This is a genomic window from Cupriavidus sp. FW305-3-2-15-C-LB2 (assembly GCF_058787575.1).
Genome location: NZ_JBYSZW010000038.1, coordinates 1 through 15,336, shown reverse-complemented (window position 1 = coordinate 15,336; position 15,336 = coordinate 1). Strand labels below are relative to the sequence as shown.

The 15,336-nt window shown below is 65.1% G+C and carries 13 protein-coding genes; 9 read left to right on the top strand and 4 right to left on the bottom strand.

Going from position 1 to position 15,336, the window contains the following annotated elements; translation table 11 throughout:
• Window positions 1–103 precede the first annotated feature (103 nt).
• The 3 genes from AC3WRR_RS24170 (at window position 104) to AC3WRR_RS24160 (ending at window position 2,687) form a co-directional block, all read left to right on the top strand.
• Entirely contained in the window at window positions 104–757 is a 654-nt protein-coding gene (locus AC3WRR_RS24170; protein ID WP_010813784.1) for a protein-L-isoaspartate O-methyltransferase family protein, read from the top strand.
• 13 nt (window positions 758–770) lie between these two features.
• Complete coding sequence (locus tag AC3WRR_RS24165) at window positions 771–1,094, top strand: rhodanese-like domain-containing protein (RefSeq protein WP_011615877.1); 324 nt, start codon at window positions 771–773, stop codon at window positions 1,092–1,094.
• 75 nt (window positions 1,095–1,169) lie between these two features.
• Window positions 1,170–2,687 carry a TolC family outer membrane protein gene (locus AC3WRR_RS24160; protein ID WP_454751191.1) on the top strand — a complete coding sequence of 506 codons (1,518 nt, stop codon included), beginning with the start codon at window positions 1,170–1,172 and terminating at the stop codon, window positions 2,685–2,687.
• Window positions 2,688–2,754: 67 nt separating this feature from the next.
• Here the strand turns inward: AC3WRR_RS24160 and AC3WRR_RS24155 are convergent, their stop codons facing one another.
• Window positions 2,755–3,579 carry an META and DUF4377 domain-containing protein gene (locus tag AC3WRR_RS24155; protein WP_492298326.1) on the bottom strand — a complete coding sequence of 275 codons (825 nt, stop codon included), beginning with the start codon at window positions 3,577–3,579 and terminating at the stop codon, window positions 2,755–2,757.
• A 357-nt stretch (window positions 3,580–3,936) separates the two neighbouring features.
• On the opposite strand from AC3WRR_RS24155, the gene AC3WRR_RS24150 reads away from it, so the two are divergent.
• Both AC3WRR_RS24150 and AC3WRR_RS24145 read left to right on the top strand, forming a co-directional pair.
• Window positions 3,937–5,226, top strand: a complete 1,290-nt coding sequence (locus tag AC3WRR_RS24150) for an O-antigen ligase family protein (RefSeq protein ID WP_058696702.1) — start codon at window positions 3,937–3,939, stop codon at window positions 5,224–5,226.
• Window positions 5,223–6,314 (top strand): glycosyltransferase family 4 protein, encoded by a 1,092-nt coding sequence (locus AC3WRR_RS24145; RefSeq protein ID WP_492298324.1) that lies wholly within the window; start codon window positions 5,223–5,225, stop codon window positions 6,312–6,314. Before AC3WRR_RS24150 ends, AC3WRR_RS24145 begins: the two co-directional genes overlap by 4 nt.
• Before the next feature lie 8 nt (window positions 6,315–6,322).
• On the opposite strand, the gene waaA is transcribed toward AC3WRR_RS24145, so the two are convergent.
• From waaA to AC3WRR_RS24130, 3 genes are read right to left on the bottom strand one after another with little or no spacing between them, the layout of a single operon-like run.
• Window positions 6,323–7,612, bottom strand: a complete 1,290-nt coding sequence (gene waaA, locus AC3WRR_RS24140) for a lipid IV(A) 3-deoxy-D-manno-octulosonic acid transferase (protein WP_492298323.1) — start codon at window positions 7,610–7,612, stop codon at window positions 6,323–6,325.
• Window positions 7,612–8,718, bottom strand: coding sequence for a lipopolysaccharide heptosyltransferase I (waaC, locus tag AC3WRR_RS24135; protein WP_492298321.1), 1,107 nt, complete (start codon window positions 8,716–8,718; stop codon window positions 7,612–7,614). Before waaC ends, waaA begins: the two co-directional genes overlap by 1 nt.
• A complete protein-coding gene (locus tag AC3WRR_RS24130; protein WP_492298319.1) occupies window positions 8,699–10,084 on the bottom strand; it encodes a phosphomannomutase/phosphoglucomutase in 1,386 nt (461 codons plus the stop codon). Before AC3WRR_RS24130 ends, waaC begins: the two co-directional genes overlap by 20 nt.
• A gap of 274 nt (window positions 10,085–10,358) precedes the next feature.
• Between AC3WRR_RS24130 and AC3WRR_RS24125 the strand changes: the two genes are divergently transcribed.
• Genes AC3WRR_RS24125 through AC3WRR_RS24110 form a run of 4 tightly spaced genes read left to right on the top strand, consistent with a single transcriptional unit; the run spans window position 10,359 to window position 15,239 of the window.
• On the top strand, window positions 10,359–11,534 hold the full coding sequence (locus AC3WRR_RS24125) for a glycosyltransferase family 4 protein (protein ID WP_492298317.1): 1,176 nt from the start codon (window positions 10,359–10,361) through the stop codon (window positions 11,532–11,534).
• Window positions 11,531–12,856: a sugar transferase gene (locus AC3WRR_RS24120; protein ID WP_058696738.1), complete on the top strand. Its 1,326-nt coding sequence runs from the start codon at window positions 11,531–11,533 to the stop codon at window positions 12,854–12,856. Before AC3WRR_RS24125 ends, AC3WRR_RS24120 begins: the two co-directional genes overlap by 4 nt.
• On the top strand, window positions 12,856–13,989 hold the full coding sequence (locus AC3WRR_RS24115; protein ID WP_492298315.1) for a glycosyltransferase: 1,134 nt from the start codon (window positions 12,856–12,858) through the stop codon (window positions 13,987–13,989). The genes AC3WRR_RS24120 and AC3WRR_RS24115 overlap by 1 nt, the downstream gene beginning before the upstream one ends.
• The gene (locus tag AC3WRR_RS24110; protein WP_492298314.1) at window positions 13,989–15,239 is read left to right on the top strand and encodes an oligosaccharide flippase family protein; all 1,251 of its coding nucleotides are present in this window, start codon (window positions 13,989–13,991) and stop codon (window positions 15,237–15,239) included. Before AC3WRR_RS24115 ends, AC3WRR_RS24110 begins: the two co-directional genes overlap by 1 nt.
• The last annotated feature ends 97 nt before the right edge of the window (window positions 15,240–15,336 follow it).

The following is a 15,336-nucleotide window of genomic DNA, read 5'->3' as shown; positions in this document are numbered from 1 at the left end:
GTCTGCAAGGTTAAAATAAAGGGTTTGATAAGACTGTCCGGCCGTGGCACCGCGCGGCCGGCGCACAGACCGACAGCGGTTGGCATTGGTAAGGAATGGCAAGATGGATCTCGAAAAAGCCCGATTCAACATGATCGAACAGCAAATCCGCCCGTGGGACGTGCTGGACCAGGAAATCCTGGACCTGCTGGCGGTAGTCAAGCGGGAGCAGTTCGTCCCGGCCGCGTACGCCTCGCTGGCGTTCGTCGACATGGAGATTCCGCTGCCCGCCGGGCAAAACATGCTGGCGCCGCGCGTGGAAGCCCGCATCCTGCAGGACCTGGCCGTGCGCAAGCATGAGAACGTGCTGGAAATCGGCGCCGGCTCCGGCTACATGGCCGCCCTGCTGGCCAACCGCGCGCGCCACGTGCTGACCGTGGACATCGTGCCCGAGCTGGTCGAGCTGGCCCGCACCAACCTGGCCAACGCGGGCGTCACCAACGTCGACGTGGCCGAAGGCAACGCCGCCGACGGCTGGAGCGCCGCCGCGCCCTACGACGTGATCTGCATCTCGGGCTCGCTGCCGGCGATTCCGCAGTCGATCCTGTCGCAGGTCAAGGTGGGCGGCCGCATCGCCGCCTTCATCGGCGAACTGCCGGTAATGGAAGCGCGCCTGGTCACACGCGTGTCCGAGACCGAATACCAGGTCGTCAACCTGTTCGAAACCGCCGTCAAGCCCCTGCAGGGCGCGGCCCGGCCGTCGCAATTCCAGTTCTGAGGACGGATCCACCATGCAGGTCATCAAAGCGACCGAACTGGCCCAGTGGCTGGCCGATGCCAGCCGCGCCAAGCCGGTCCTGCTCGACGTGCGTGAAGGCTGGGAGGTGCAGACCTGCGCCATGCCCGGCATCACCCACATCCCGATGCGGGACATCCCCGCGCGCGCGGCCGAACTCGACGAAGACGCCGACATCGTCTGCATCTGCCACCACGGCGCACGCAGCATGCAGGTGGCGGCCTACCTGGAGCGCCAGGGCTACGGCAAGGTCTACAACCTGACCGGCGGCGTCGACGCCTGGGCCAGCGATGTCGACCCGGCCATGCCGAAGTACTGAAGCGGCAGTCCAGCACAGCAACACCAAGAAGAATCGACTGTAGCCGCGGCCCGCGCCCGGCAACCTGGAGCTTTCATGACGTTTGCGCCCAACGCCCTGCCCGGAGTGATCCGGACACGCCTGGCGATCGCGGTTTCCCTGCTTGCCCCGCTGCTGGCCATGATGCCGGCGGCACCGGCAAGCGCGGCCGACCTGCTGCAGGTCTATCGCGATGCGCAAGCCAATGACGCGCAGTTTGCCAGCGCGCGCTCGCAGCTGCTGGCCACGCGCGAGCGGCTGCCCCAGGGCCGCGCCGGGCTGCTGCCGCAGGTGGTCGGCACCGCGGGCGCCAACCGCACCAAGCTCGACCAGACCGCGTCCCTGCCGATCGGCGGATCGCCCAGCGCCTCCGGCACGCGTTTCTTCAACAACAACAACTGGCAGCTGCAGCTGAGCCAGCCGCTGTTCCGCTGGGACCGCTGGGAAACCTACAAGCAGGGCGAACTGGCGTCGCTGGCCGGTGAAGTCAGCTTCCACCAGGCCGAGCTCGACCTGATCACCCGCAGCGCGCAGGCCTACTTCGACGTGCTGGCGGCACAGGACAACCTCTACCTGGCACGCGCGCAGAAGAAGGCCATCTCCGAGCAGCTGGAGCAGGCCAAGCGCAATTTCGAAGTCGGCACCGCCACCATCACCGACACCAACGACGCCCAGGCCCGCTATGACCTGGCCACCTCGACCGAAATCGCCGCGCAGAGCGACCTTGAGATCAAGCGCGCCACGCTGCAGCAGATCACCGGCAAGCCGGTCGACGAAGTGCTGGGCCTGCGCCCCGAGGCACCCATCCCCGGCCCGCAGCCGCCCGACGTCAACGCCTGGGCCGCGCAGGCAGAGACCAGCAACCTGCAGGTGAACCTGGCCAGCTACAACCTGGAAACCGCCCAGCGCGAGACCAACAAGGCCAAGGCCGGCCACCTGCCCTCGGTCGACCTGGTGGCCTCGTACGGCTTCACCAACCAGACCGGCAGCGCCACGCAGGCGATCTCCACCCATTACAACGCCTCGCAGATCGGCGTGCAGCTGACCATGCCGATCTTCGCCGGCGGCCAGATCCAGTCGCGCGTGCGCGAGACCCTGGCCCTGGCCGACAAGGCCGCCAGCGACCTGGAATTCGCGCGCCGCAGCGCCGCGCAGACGGCCCGCCAGACCTACTCCGGCGTGTCCAACGGCCTGGCCCAGGTCAAGGCCCTGGAAGCCGCCGAACGCTCGGCCACCAGTGCGGTGGAATCCAACCAGCTCGGCTATGAAGTGGGCGTGCGCATCAATATCGACGTGCTCAACGCCGAAGCGCAACTGTTTTCGACCCGGCGCGACCTGGCCAAGGCCCGCTACGACACCATCATGAACGGCCTGAGGCTGAAGGCCTCCACTGGCGTGCTGCAGGAAGCCGATGTGGTGCAGATCAACACCCTGCTGACCTCTTCGCCGGGCGCGCTATACAAGCTGCCCGCGCCCGCCCAGGCCGGCGCCAGGGCCCCGGCAAACCCGCGCGCCTCGGTCGAGCGCCGCGGCACGCGGCGCGAAGCCACGCCCGCCGGCGCACCGCGCTCCTGATCCTCCGCAGCACGCCGCAAAGCAAAACGGGCCGCAACTGCGGCCCGTTTGCGTGAACGGCGTCGCACTACTTCGCCCGCGTACGCGACTCCACCTTCAGCAGCTGCCAGCGGATCGACGACGCATCCGCCGGCGGGTTCGGCACCTGGTACTCGCGCACTCGCAGCGTGTAGGCCACGCCCGGCTCAAAATCCAGCCCCTCGATCGGGCCATACCAGAGCTGCCACGGCGCCTCCGGCGATTCGCGCCAGCGGTAGCACGTCATCTTGCCCACCCCCGAGCACTCCACGCGCTGCGAATCGATATAGACCACCTTCTCCACGCCGGCGGCCTCCACGCTCGCACCGCGCCTGCCCACGCCTTCGCGCTCGACAAACTGCAGCAGGTCGCCGCCGGCAGTCTTCCAGATGATCTGCCGGCCCGTGCTGCCCGCCGACGGCTGCGTGCCGACCGTGGCAAACGGCGTCTGCATCGCCTTGAGCAACGCCGATTCCAGTTCCATGCGCGGCGGCGGGCAAGCCATGCGCGTGCCGGCGATGCGGTCGAAGCGGATGCCGGTATCGGTCTTGCCATAGCTGCCGGTAAAGCGGTTGCAGCCACTGGTACCGCTGACCGTGCCCTGCGCGGCATCGATGCCCTCATTGAACTCAAAAATGATGGGCTGGCCGTTGTCGCCGTGCGGGATATCGCGCTGCGCGCCGTCGGGCTGCTGCCAGCGCACCAGTTCCCAGCGGCTGGGGCCGGAGGGTTGGGTCTGGTTGAGGTTGGTGCCGGCGGAGGGGAGGTCAGGCGCCGGCGCGGTCGTGCAGGCCCCGAGCATGGCTGCCACCAGCAAGGCGGCCGCGCTGCGGGCAGCCAGGGAGAAGGAGAACAGGCTGGTACGGCTGTGCATGAAGGACTCCTGTAACAGGCCGCTCAAGACGGCCGCATGGATGCAATCGACAGATCTGACAAAGGGCATGCCGAAAAGTGCACCCTACTGATACATCAGTTTAGCAAGGCGGTTGCGCCAAAGCGCCGGTGAAGCATCGATTGAATCACATACATTCTGTAACGTCCCAACCGGTTCGGCGGGCTAGGATGCGGAACATCAAGAAAATCCCACCCTGACCATCCGATATAATTGCCTCGCCCGGCGCAGCAATGTGACCGACAGGCTCCGCTGCCCAACAGGCGGCGACAAAATAATAAGAAGGATGGATCGGCCCGCATCCCGAGTGCACAACCCTTCCTCCGGAAACCTCTCTCCATGCTCTTGATGACGAGATTGCAGAGATCCCAATCGTATGGGGTCGACAAAGCTCTGTACCTGGCCGCCTGTGCCGTTCTGGCAGCGTTCCCTGCGCTGATGTTTGTCAAGCCGACGGTTAGCAACCTCTGCTACGGACTCCTGCTCGGCTGGAGCGCCATCACTCTCGTTGCCGGCGGACGCGAGGGCCGGACGGAATGTGGGGGGCTGTTGCGCAGGTACTGGTTCTTCATGCTGGCCATGGCGGCGTTGCCGCTGGCAGTGCTGTTGCAGCAACTGCTGTCGGGGGCGGAGGAGCCGCATGTTTCTTACCTTTACCTGCGCTTTGCTTTGTTCATTCCGTTGGTTTTTGGGATGGTACGGCTTGGCAGGGGTGGGATGCGGAATGTGCAGTGGGGTTTCGTGGTCTGTGCGCTCCTTTCCGCGGCCTGGATTCACGAGGCGACAGCTGCCGGTCGCCCAGCTCACGTAGGGTCCTCCAATATCATTCCCCTTAGCAATCTTTCCATGCTGATGGGAATACTCGCCCTGATTTCAATTGGATGGGATCGTCCCAGGGACTACCTGCAATCGGGCCTGAAGCTGCTGGCAGGCTTTGCCGGCCTGTACGCCTCATACATGAGCGGCACGCGTGGCGGCTGGCTCGCCATCCCCGTGCTGGCACTCATTGCGCTAGCTGCATCACACAGGCTGACGCGGATGCACAAAGCGGCGGCCATGGTTGGGCTGGCTGGCCTCATGAGCCTCGCGTGGCTCGGCAGCGCCCGCGTGCAGCAGCGCATGGCAGACGTTGTATCCGAAGTGTCTCAATTCGCTCAGCATGTAACGCTGGACACCCCAACCGGGATACGGCTACAGCTCTGGCGGGCCTCACTGGAAATGATACAGGCTCACCCCTGGACCGGCGTAGGGCCAGAGAAGTTTGAGTGGACCCTGCAAACACTTGCGGCGCGGCATGTAATCACCCCAATGGCTGCCACCATGCCGCATTCACACAATGAACTCCTGCATGCTACGGCCACGCTCGGCATCCCGGGCCTACTGGCAATCCTTGCCCTGTATCTGGTACCAGCCGCCTTCTTCCTGCGCCATCTTGGCAATGCAGACCGGGGCACGCAGGTTGCCAGCGCCATGGGCCTGGCCCTGTGCTGCGGCTTCATGGTGTTCGGCCTGACCGAGGTCATGTTCGCCACGACCCTGGTCAATGCCTTCTACAGCCTGATCATGGCCGTTTGCTTTGCCTATGTGGTTGCGCGCAAGGACGCATTGCCCGCGCGGGCGGCCAGTTGAGCCAGGACTCACGACGCCACATCTGCTTCCTGACCGGTACCTTGAATGCGATGGCCGGCGCGGAGCGGATGACCGCAACGATCGCCAATGCGCTGGCCGATCTTGGCCATCGTGTCACGATCCTGAGCCTCTGGGATGCTGCCAGCCGGTTCCCTCTGCATCCACGCGTGCGCCATGAAGCGCTGTTCGCGCAACGGCCCTCCTTCAAACGCGCCTATTTCGCCACGGTCGCCGGCATCCGCAGGCACTGCACCGCGCATCGCATCGATGTGCTGGTACAGGTCGACACCATGCTTGAACTCTTCGTGCTGCCTGCCACCCTCGGCCTGGGCCTGCACCATATCGCGTGGGAGCATTGCCATTTCGACGAGGATCTCGGCAAGCCGGCACGCAAGGTGGCACGTCGGCTGGCCGCGCAGTTCTGCCGGCAGGTGGTCGTGCTGACAGAACGGGACCGCCGCCGCTGGCTTGAGGCACTGCGGCCGCGCGGCGAGGTAGTCTGCCTGCCGAATCCGTTGCCATTTCCGATGCCGGCCGAACCCGCGCCACGCATGCAGAAGACCGTGCTGGCCATGGGCCGGCTGGTCCCGGCGAAAGGTTTCGATGTCTTGCTGCGCGCCTGGCAGAAGGTGGTGGAAGCGGAACCGGAATGGCATCTGGTCATCCACGGCGAAGGCGAAGCGCGCCCTGCCCTCACTGCACTGGTCAGCCAGCTGCAACTGCAAGGCCGGGCCAGCCTGCCGGGTATCTGCCAGGATCCGGCGCAGGCCTACGGGCGTGCATCGGTCTTCTGCCTGAGCTCGCGCTATGAGGGATTCGGGCTGGTGCTGATCGAAGCGATGGCTTTTGGCCTGCCGATCATATCGACCGATTGCGAGACCGGACCCCGCGAACTGCTTACCCCGGGGCAGGATGCTCTGGTGGTTGCCGTGGATGATGCCGATGCGCTGGCCAAGGCGCTGCTGACAGTGATCCGCCAGCCGGAACTGGCGAGCCGCCTTGGCGCCGGCGGCCGCGACAAGGCAAGCCAATTCACGCTGGAGCGGCTTGCGCTGCAGTGGGATGCCCTGGTCAAGGCACCAGGGTAGGCACCGGATCAGCCTTCCAGCGCCGGGGCCAGCGCAGCGAGGGTGCGCACGGTGGCGCCCCGATGCAGACCCGCAAAGGTGTGCGCATGCGCGCGCATATCGGCCAGACGGGCCGGATCGGCCAGCACGCTTGCCGCGATGCGCATCAGCGCATCGGCATTGTCGACGCGCAGGCAAGCGCCCGCGGCAATCGCGTCCTCCGTCGCCTGCGCAAAGTTGAAGGTATGCGGGCCAACCAGTACCGGCGTGCCGACCGCGCAGGCCTCGATCAGGTTCTGTCCCCCCAACGGCAACAGGCTGCCACCGATAAAGGCAAGATCCGACGCAGCAAAGTACATCGCCATCTCGCCCATCGAATCGCCCAGCACGATATCGGCAGTCAGCGGCGACTGGATGCCGTCAAGATCCAGTGCACTCCGGCGCTCGACCGAGAACCCCGCACGCGCCGCCATCGCGGCGACTTCATCGAAGCGCTGCGGGTGACGGGGGATCAGCAGCAGAGCGGGACGCGGGACATCGCCCGCCAGTGATTGCCAACGGGAGAACGCGTCGAGCAACATCGGCTCCTCTCCCTCGCGCGTGCTGGCGGCTGCCAGCACCGCACGCGTGCCAATGACCTTGCGCAACTGCTCGCCCAGCGCAACGCCTGCCGGCGCCGGCTGCATATCGAACTTCAGGTTGCCGGTGATCTGCACCGCCGGCACGCCCAACGCCTGAAAGCGCTCGGCATCACCCGCCGTCTGCGCCAGCACGCCCGCAAAATCCCCATACATGACCGCCGCAGCGCGCCCAAACCGCGCCGTGCGCCGGAAGCTGCGCGGCGACAGGCGCGCATTGACCAGGAACAGCGGCACTCCGGCCTTGCGCGCGCCGCGCACCAGGTTGGGCCACACCTCCGTCTCCATCAGCATGCCCGCCTGCGGCCGGAAGTACCGCATGAAACACCCCACCAGCCATGGCAGGTCATACGGCAGGTAGCACTGCAGGATGCGCGGCTCCTTGCCGAACAGCTGCGCACCGGTCTGGCGGCCGGTCGGCGTCATGTGCGTCAGCAGCAGGCGGTGGCGCGGATAGGCGCCGAGCAGCGCCTCGATCAGCGGCTGCGCGGCGCGGGTCTCGCCCACCGACACGGCGTGGACCCATAGCCACGGACCTTTCCGGGGCAGGCTGCCGTATATACCCAGGCGTTCGCCGACATGCTGCAAGTAGCCCGGCTCCTTGCGCGCACGCCAGGCCAGGCGCAGCAGCGCCAGCGGCAGCACCACCACCCATAACATGCTATAGAGCAAACGCAGCATCAGGCAGCCACTCCGCGCACGCGGCAAGCCGCGTCGTAGACCTCATCGACCGACGGCACCACGCCGTCGTCACCGACATTGGCGATGCGCCCGGACCAGTAGCCCTCAGTCTTCCAGCGCCACGTGGCCGTATAGATCTCTACCGTCGGCCGGCACAATGCCGCGGCGATATGGACCAGGCCCGTATCGACCCCGATCACCACCTCGGCCCGGTTGATCAGCCCAAAGCCCTGCATCACCGAGAAACGCGGCAACACCCTCGCCTGCGGCACACCGGCAGCGATCTCTTCGGCAGCCTGGCGTTCCTTGTCATTGCCCCACGGCAGCAACATCACCAGCCCCTCATCCGCCAGCCGCCTGCCCAGCGCATGCCAGTTCTGCACCGCCCATTTCTTGCGCGCGCCAGCGGTCGCATGGAAGCACACGGCATAGTGCGCAGGCAGATCGCCCCACAGCGGATCGTCCACATGCAGCGACTGCGCGGCAGGCCCGAAAAACTGCGGCGGCTCCGCCGGCACAAGCCCGGTCAGCGCAGCGCCCAGCAAGCGCGAGCGCCGCACCGAATGCGTCTGGCGCGGCACCCGCACAGGATCGGTGTATAGCAGCCGCGCCGCCGGCTCATAGCCGGAGCCCTCCGTGGCATTGCCCAGCCCGATAATCGGCGCACCGGGCGCCCGCGCGGCCACGCGCGCAACCACCGCGGTCTTGAGCAAACCCTGGCTCTCGATCACCGCGTCATAGCGCTCCTGGCGCAACGCGTCACGCACCTCGCGCACCTCGCGCCAGGTGCCGCCCTGCAGGACGCGCTTGCGCCAGCGCCGCAGCGCAAACGGGATTACCCGGCGCACCTCCGGCAGCAGCCGGACAAGCTCGACATAGCCCTCTTCCACCACCCAGTCGATCTCGGCACCCGGCCAGCGCGCGCGCAGATCATGCACCAGCGGCATGTTGTGCACCACGTCACCGAGCGACGACACCTTGACCAGCAGGATGCGCGGCCGTTCCGGCAGCGTGAAAGGCACCGCGGCCGGCGTGGGCTGCGCCACACCGGCCGCGTCCGATGATGCCGCCGGCACCGTCGCGCGCTCAGAACGGGAGCTGAGCATCCGGCTTCTCTGCCAGGATCACGCGCTTGAACTCCGCCTGGATACGCGCCAACGCGGCGTCGTTATCCGCCTCGAAACGCATCACCACCACCGGGGTGGTGTTGGACGGGCGTGCCAGGCCGAAGCCATCGGCATACTCCACGCGCACGCCATCGATGGTGATCACCTCACGCGCCCCTTCGAACTTCGCGTTCGCCTTGATCTGGTCCAGCAGCGTGAACGGCTCACCCTCGGCACACTTGAGCTGCAGTTCCGGCGTGTTGTTGGCATTCGGCAGCGCATTCAGCACCGCGCTCGGATCCGCGTGGCGCGACAGGATCTCCAACAGGCGCGCCCCCGTGTACAGGCCATCGTCAAAGCCATACCAGCGGTCCTTGAAGAACACGTGGCCGCTCATCTCGCCCGCGATCGGCGCGCCCGTTTCCTTCAGCTTGGCCTTGACCAGCGAATGGCCGGTCTTCCACATCAGCGGCTCACCGCCATGTTCGCGGATCCAGGGGGCCAGCTTCCCAGTGCACTTCACGTCGTAAATAACCTGGGCACCCGGGTTGCGCGACAGGATCTCTTCAGCGAACAGCATCAGTTGCCTGTCCGGGAAAATCACCTGACCGTCCTTGGTCACCACGCCAAGGCGGTCGCCGTCACCGTCGAAGGCCAGGCCAAGCTCGCAGTCCGTCTCGCGCAGGGCCTTCATCAGATCCTGCAGATTCTCGATATGTGCGGGATCAGGGTGGTGGTTCGGGAAATTGCCGTCCACGTCGCAGAACAGCTCAGTCACCTCGCAGCCCAGGCCACGGAACAGGTCACCCACGAAGGCACCGGCCACGCCGTTGCCGGCATCCAGGGCAACCTTCATCGGACGGGCCAGCTTGACGTCGCTGATGATGCGGTCGAGGTACCTTTGGCGCACATCGACTTGCTTGTAGGTGCCGGCACCGCTGCTGAACTGGCCCGCTTCGATCCGCTGGCGCAGCGCCTGGATCTGCTCGCCATAGATCGCCTTGCCGGCCAGCACCATCTTGAAACCGTTGTAGTCCGGCGGGTTGTGGCTGCCGGTGACCATGATGCCGGAGGTCGGGCGGACGCCGTCGATCTCGATGTTGGTGGCGAAGTAGACCATCGGGGTGGCGACCAGGCCGATGTCGATCACGTCCAGGCCGGCGGCGCGCAGGCCTTCGATCAGGCCGGAGATGAGGTCGGGGCCGGAGAGGCGGCCGTCGCGGCCTACGGCGATGGATTTTTCGCCCAGTTCAGTCGCCGCCGAACCGAACGACAGCCCGATCTGGCGCGCAACGTCGCGCGTGAGAGTCTTACCCACGATTCCGCGGATGTCGTAGGCTTTAAAAATGGTGGGATCGATTTGCATGTGGCTTCCTGTATCGCGTTCCGGCCGCACCGCACTTTCAAAAACAGAAAATGCGACGCACCAAAGGGTGCTATTTTGCCGGATTGCGGCATCCCCGGGCGGTATAATCGCCGCATTATCACGGATGGACACAATTTTCGGAGTCTGTCCTACATCGAGCGGTGCCCTGTCCGCCGCTCCTGGGCCGCTCCCCGTTTGGGGCGCCATGGTTGCCGGCAGCAATCTGCCCGGGCACCCGGCAACCTCCCTCACAGCTTGCATTGCCCTGTGACATATGGCGGCCGCGACCCGGCTACAGACGTACAGAACCTTGAGACCAACTGCCCAGCCTTCGCCACGCCCTCGCATCGCCTATCTGATCACCAATTCGGAGATCGGCGGCGCGCAGTCGCATGTCGCCGACCTGTTGCAGTCGATGGCGGGCAAGGCAGATACCGTCCTGCTGGCGGGCGGCGACGGCCCCCTGTTCGATATCGCAAAACAGGCGGGCGCCCGGGCCATCCGGCTGGAGCGGCTAGACAACGCGCTGTCCCCGTGGCGGGCGATCGCTGCCCTGCGCGAGATGGTCAAGGCGCTGAAACAGGTCGCGCCCGACCTGATCCACGCGCATAGCGCCAAGGCCGGGGCGCTGGGCCGCATCGCCGGATTCCTGCTCGGCATACCTGTCATCTACACAGTCCATGGCTTCGCGTTCAAGCCCGAGGCTCCGGCGCGCCAGCGCATCGCTGCGCGCGTGGCGGAGTGGATGTTGGCGCCGCTGACGGCGCGCGTAATCTGCGTGGCGGAAGCGGAGCGGCGGCTGGCAAAGGCACTGCCCTTGCCGGCTGATCGAATCGCTGTCGTTCCAAATGGGATAGCGGATACCATTCAGCGTGCCACGCTTGAGAAGCCGATGCGCCGGATCGTCATGGTGGCACGCTTTGCGGCGCCGAAACGGCCCGATGCGGTGATCCGGGCGTTTGCGAGATCCAGCCTGCCCGATTGCGAACTCGTTCTGGCAGGGGATGGTCCGGAGCGTGAGGCAATGCAGCAGTTGGCCGAGGCCATCGCGCCCGGCCGGGTCTCATTCCCAGGCAGCGTGACAGATATCGCCGGACTGTTGGCCACTGCCCAGGCATTCACGCTGGCCTCCGACCATGAAGGCTTCCCCCTTTCCGTGCTGGAAGCCATGCGAGCCGGGCTGCCGATCATCGCCTCTGACCTGCCCGGAATCCGGGAACAGCTGGAAGATGGCAAGCATGGCCTGCTGGTCAACCACCATGACGAATCCGCATTGTCCGCAGCCTTCGAGCGCCTTGCCGGCGAACCCGCCCTCCGCGCCAGCCTTGGCCGCGCCGCCCGCCAACGCTGGGAACAACTTTTCGGCCTGAAACGGATGGCCGACGCCACATGGACCATCTACCAGGCCGCGCTCCCGACCCCGCCGAGCGCGACGCGAGTGCCGACATGATGCATTCGACCAAGACCGACGCCCTGCCCCGCCATACGGTCCGCCGGCGCATCGCCGGCTCGGAAACCATTCGCCGCATCAGCCGGATGCTGGCATGGGCGGCGCTGGGACTGGCCTTGTTTGCAGTCAACGCGGCGCTGGCGGAGCTGGCCCATCGGGCCGGGTTCGTGACCCATGTGTTCACGCGCACGCTGCTGTGGTCGATCGTGCCGTATCTGGCCGGTTTCATGCTCCTGCATCGCTCACTGCACCTGCCGGCGATGGAAGGGAACAGCCTTGTCGGGCTGGCCGCCACGCTGCCATTCGTGGCGCTTCTATTCGTCTTCGCTGCATTCCATATCGAATACTCCCGCGGCGCGATGCTGCTCGCCTACATCATCACGCTGGGTTGGACGTGGCTGGGCTACCGCCGTTTCGTGCAGAACTACGTTCCGGTGTTCGGCTATACGGACCCCCATGCGCTAGAGCAACTGGACACCATACTGACCATACCCGGTGCAGCACGAGCTGCGCACATGCGATTCGAACTCATCCGCTCACTGGAGGACGCCGAGCATTGTGACGGGCTGATGCTCGACCGAAGCGCCACGGCAGACCCGGAGCGCACCCGGCAACTCGCCCGGTACAAGATGAGCGACGTGCGGATGTATTCGGTGGAGCGCGTTGGCGAAATGCTGACCGGAAGAGTTGGGCTGTCCCACATCGATGAGAACTTCCTCGATGACTACGCGGCCCATTACCTCTACGGTTATCTCAAGCGAGCCGTCGACATCCTTGGCGTGCTTTGCCTGGCACCATTCGCCCTGCCCGTCGGCCTGGCCGTGGCATTGGCGATCCGGCTGGAAACGCCAGGCAGCGCCATCTTCCGCCAGTCACGCGTGGGCCTGTTCGGCAAACCGTTTGTCATGCTCAAGTTCCGCAGCATGGGCGTCGATAAAAGCGCCCCGGCGCAGTTCGCCGCGCAGCGCGATCCGCGTGTCACGCGTGTGGGCCGCATCATCCGCAAATACCGGCTCGACGAGATTCCACAACTGTGGAACGTCTTGATCGGCCAAATGAGTTTCATTGGACCCCGGCCGGAGCAGGTGCCAATGGTCGAGCAGTTCTCGGAAACGATTGCTTACTACCCCTACCGTCACCTGGTTCGTCCCGGGCTATCCGGCTGGGCGCAGGTACAACAGGGATACGCCGGTAGTCATGAAGAAACCGTGACCAAGCTGAGCTACGACCTGTACTACGTCAAGCACTGCTCGCTGGCACTGGATATGCTGATCGCGGTGAAGACAATGCGTACGCTATTGACAGGCTACGGGGCCCGCTGATGGCGAATGCAGGCAGTCATGATTCGCAACGGCCATTGCGCATCCTGGTGATCACCACTGGGCTCAAGCTAGGTGGGGCCGAGCAGCAAATCGCCGCGCTTGCCGGAAGCTTCATAGCCCTTGGGAACGACGTTGCCATCCTGAACCTGACCGCCGGCACGGAAGTGGATCTGCCGCCAGGCATCCCCGTGACCGAACTTGGCATGCGCAAAATGCCGGCGTCGATGCTCGCTGCGCTGCGCAAGGCACGACACATTATTCGCCAGTGGCAACCGGACGTGATCCACGCCCACATGATCCACGGCAACCTGTTTGCTCGGATGCTCGCACGGACTTGCGCGATGCCGCCAGTCATTTGTTCCGCCCATAGCGCGCGCGAAGGCGGCAGGCTGAGCGCCCTCGCCTATCGCGCGACGGACCGTTGGTGCGACCTCACCACCCATGTCAGCGAAGCGGGCAGGCAGGCCATGATTGCGAGTGGCGCGGTGCCAAGCGGCCGCGTGATCGTGATGCCCAACGGCATCGATACCAATCGCTTCCGGCAGGACGATGCCTCGCGTGAGCGCATGCGCCAGGATCTTGGCCTCAATGCTGAAGAAGTGCTGGTGCTGAATGTTGGCCGGCTGGTGCCAGAGAAGGACCAGGCCATGTTGATCGAGGCATTCCGCGAGGTGTATCGCAGGCTTCCGAGGGCCAGGCTGATGATTGCCGGCGACGGACCGCTGCGCGCCAAACTCGCAAGCCAGATCGCAGATTTTGGATTGAATCAAGCCGTGCTGCTGGCTGGCGCAAGGAACGACATCCCTGAGCTATTGCGCGCAGCCGATGTCTTTGTCCTGTCATCGCGCATCGAGGGCATGCCGCTGGCCGTTGGCGAAGCCTTGGCCAGCGGTTTGCCGGTAGTCTCGACCGCAGCGGCCGGTGTGGCCGAACTGGCAGGCGATGTCGCCACGATCACACCGGTTGGCGACGCTGCAGCGCTGGCCAGGGGCCTCGCGGCCGCCATCGAGGAACTGCCCGGCACCCAAGCTCAACAGCATCGACGCCGACAGCGGGTGATCAACAGCTTCGACATGGCCGCCGTCGCACGGCAATGGCTGGCGCAATACCACCAACTGAAGGAAGCCCGTTGATGCGCCGCAAAGTTGCCGGCAACTTGCTTTGGATGCTCGCTGACCGCGGGCTTCAGGTCGCGGTCGGCATCGCAGTAGTCGGCATGCTGGCGCGCGCGCTTGGTACTGAGGGCTTCGCGCATTTCCAGTATGCGCAATCGCTGGTGTTCATCGCGGCCTCCATTCCATTGATCTGCTCCGCCGAAGTCGTGGTACCAATGCTCGTCGCCCGGCCGGCCCCGGAAGCCACCCACGCGCTGCTCGCCCACGCCTTTGCGATCCGCCTGACCGCAGGCCTTGCCGGCTATGCCCTGATGTGCGCTTACCTGGCATTCACACAACAGCCGGCAGACACGTGGATCCCCGCAGCCATCCTCGGCACGGCCATCATGCTGCGCGAACCCTTCGGCGTGGTCATCGCTTGGATGCAGGCGCGTACGCATAACCGGCCGAACGTAGTCTTCAACCTCATTGCACTGGCTGCGAAGGCTGGGCTGGTCGGCACACTGTTCTTTACCGGCGTCAACCTGGTGCCTGCGTATGCGACAGCATTTGCCATCGAACCGCTGATTGCCGCTGCGCTGCTAGCCTGGTACTACCTGTCGCGCGCGCCGCGTACCGTACCGACCCGCGACACGTCGCTGACCCGAGACCTGGTACGCGATGGGACGCTGTTCTGGGTGAGCTTCATGCTGATGGTGTGCGCGCGACGTGCGGACCAGCTGATTCTCAAGCCGTACGTGCCACTTGCGGAGCTGGGGGCGTATGCAGCGACCATGCAAGTACTGGATAATTTTTCGGCTATCGCTACGATCCTGGCGGCCGGGGTTGCGCCGATGTATGTGTTCGGCCAGCAATCGGTGGGAGCGGCACGACGGAATGTGCTGCGCGTAACTGGCGGCATTGTCGCAATCGGGCTTTGCGGGGCAATCATCCTGGCACTTTGTGCTGAATGGGTGGTTCAGTTGTTGTACGGGCAGGCGTTCGGTGAGACGGTCGTGCTGCTGCGGCTGGCAGCGCTGGCGTCGACGCTGATATTTGCGGATGTTGGATTGGGTTTATTGCCGGTGTATCTGCGCAAGCCACGGTGGGTGGCAGTGAAGTGGGCGCTGGTGCTCGCAACTACTGTCGTTGTCGACCTTATTGCTGTACCGCGGCTAGGTGCACGCGGGGCCGTGCTGGGTTATGCCATGGCTAATGCTGTTGCATTGATCTTTGGGTTGGCGTTGGTGCTTCGCACGCGCCCTGCAACTGCTATTGCCTCCGCATAAGCCAGTCCGGAACCGCTTCTTGAACCGCCCCGGATTTTGAGGAGGCTCCAATCGTTGAGAGAATGGAGCCATGAGGAAGTCAGTGAAGTTTTCCCCC

Coding starts and splice junctions, on each gene's coding strand:
- AC3WRR_RS24170 (WP_010813784.1), top strand. CDS start 104: ATGGATCTCGAAAAAGCCCGATTCAACATGATCGAACAGCAAATCCGC.
- AC3WRR_RS24165 (WP_011615877.1), top strand. CDS start 771: ATGCAGGTCATCAAAGCGACCGAACTGGCCCAGTGGCTGGCCGATGCC.
- AC3WRR_RS24160 (WP_454751191.1), top strand. CDS start 1,170: ATGACGTTTGCGCCCAACGCCCTGCCCGGAGTGATCCGGACACGCCTG.
- AC3WRR_RS24155 (WP_492298326.1), bottom strand. CDS start 3,579: ATGCACAGCCGTACCAGCCTGTTCTCCTTCTCCCTGGCTGCCCGCAGC.
- AC3WRR_RS24150 (WP_058696702.1), top strand. CDS start 3,937: ATGCTCTTGATGACGAGATTGCAGAGATCCCAATCGTATGGGGTCGAC.
- waaA (WP_492298323.1), bottom strand. CDS start 7,612: ATGCTGCGTTTGCTCTATAGCATGTTATGGGTGGTGGTGCTGCCGCTG.
- waaC (WP_492298321.1), bottom strand. CDS start 8,718: ATGCTCAGCTCCCGTTCTGAGCGCGCGACGGTGCCGGCGGCATCATCG.
- AC3WRR_RS24130 (WP_492298319.1), bottom strand. CDS start 10,084: ATGCAAATCGATCCCACCATTTTTAAAGCCTACGACATCCGCGGAATC.
- AC3WRR_RS24125 (WP_492298317.1), top strand. CDS start 10,359: ATGGCGGCCGCGACCCGGCTACAGACGTACAGAACCTTGAGACCAACT.
- AC3WRR_RS24120 (WP_058696738.1), top strand. CDS start 11,531: ATGATGCATTCGACCAAGACCGACGCCCTGCCCCGCCATACGGTCCGC.
- AC3WRR_RS24115 (WP_492298315.1), top strand. CDS start 12,856: ATGGCGAATGCAGGCAGTCATGATTCGCAACGGCCATTGCGCATCCTG.
- AC3WRR_RS24110 (WP_492298314.1), top strand. CDS start 13,989: ATGCGCCGCAAAGTTGCCGGCAACTTGCTTTGGATGCTCGCTGACCGC.